The following is a 1,176-nucleotide window of genomic DNA, read 5'->3' as shown; positions in this document are numbered from 1 at the left end:
CGAGACCAGCCGTGCCGCTGAGCTCTTGCGCTCGATGCCGGGCTTCGGTCCGCTGCTCGCGGCCGAGTTCCTCGCATCGACCGGCGCTGACCTCAGCGTGTACGTCAGCGCCGACCGGCTCGCCGGCGTTGCCGGCCTCGCCCCGGCACCGCGTGACTCCGGAAAGATCAGCAGCAACCGCCACCGACCACGCCGATACGACCGTCGCCTCCTGCGCGCCTGCTACCTCGCGGCGATGGTCAGCGTGCAGCAAAAGACCGAGTCGCGAGTCTTCTACGACCGCAAACGCGCCGAGGGGAAGTCGCACAAACAGGCCATCCTCGCCCTCGCGCGGCGCCGCCTCGACGTCATCTGGGCGATGTTCCGAGACGATCGCACCTATACGCATACCCATCCCGTCTCGATTGCGCCTCACACAACGGCAGTCGCGGCGTGAACGGGGTCAACCGCGGCGAGGGAGCGTGACCAGGCGACCTCACGACCTAGCTGCCCCGTCTGCTGGAACAGTCGCACCTGGTGGGTGTCTGGCAGGGCCCCAGCGAGCTCTTCGCGGTCAGCGGGCTCGAAACCTAAGCTCTGCCAGAACGGTCCCGACCGGCGACTGAACAGCCAGGCCCTGCTGGCGCCCTCCTCGACCGCGCGCTCGAGGGCGAAGCTTGCAAGGGCGCTTCCTCGGCCACGCGCGCGTTGCGCCGGGCTAACTGCGACGCTCCGGATGAGGGCGTGCTGACCATCCCCGCTGATCTCGTACCCCGTGCTGCCGACGATCGCGCCCCTCTCGTCACGCTCGACCCACAACCGTACGCTTGGCGCGGTCAGGCCGCTGAGCGTTAGATCGACCTCGCTCAAGAAGGCCGTCAACGCGTCGATATCCAGTGGGCCGGGCTGCTCAAGGTTCACGTATCGAGTCAACCATCCGAGCTCTCCTCGGACTCGCTCGCCGACGCAGAGCGTCTCGGTGCCGCTTGCTGAGTCTCAGTCGCGGCCGGACGGAACCGGCCGTAGGAGCCTTCGGCGCTGTTGACAACCTGATTGAGATTCTTCACCTCTCCGCGGTTTCAACCTATCTCGCTCCGCCGGCTGCGTGCCGTCTCTCCCGGACGCGGTCGCACGCTCCCTTATTTCGCCCGAGAGAGCCGTCACTCCGCCGACTCCACTCAATTGGTTTTCACTCGC

At 67.0% G+C, this 1,176-nt stretch carries 2 protein-coding genes; one reads left to right on the top strand and one right to left on the bottom strand.

All coding sequences use genetic code 11. The features are described from left to right. A partial coding sequence (locus C5C71_RS17110; RefSeq protein ID WP_258068767.1) for a transposase occupies positions 1 to 436 on the top strand: 436 nt, incomplete at its 5' end. Here the strand turns inward: C5C71_RS17110 and C5C71_RS17105 are convergent. Continuing rightward, a complete protein-coding gene (locus C5C71_RS17105; RefSeq protein WP_181065758.1) occupies positions 412 to 900 on the bottom strand; it encodes a GNAT family N-acetyltransferase in 489 nt (162 codons plus the stop codon). The genes C5C71_RS17110 and C5C71_RS17105 overlap by 25 nt on opposite strands. Positions 901 to 1,176: the final 276 nt, after the last annotated feature.

It is taken from the genome of Rathayibacter sp. AY1C1, assembly GCF_002932105.1.
GTDB lineage: Bacteria > Actinomycetota > Actinomycetes > Actinomycetales > Microbacteriaceae > Rathayibacter.
Note: the sequence above shows the minus strand (reverse complement) of the source record. Positions and strands in the feature narration are given on the sequence as shown.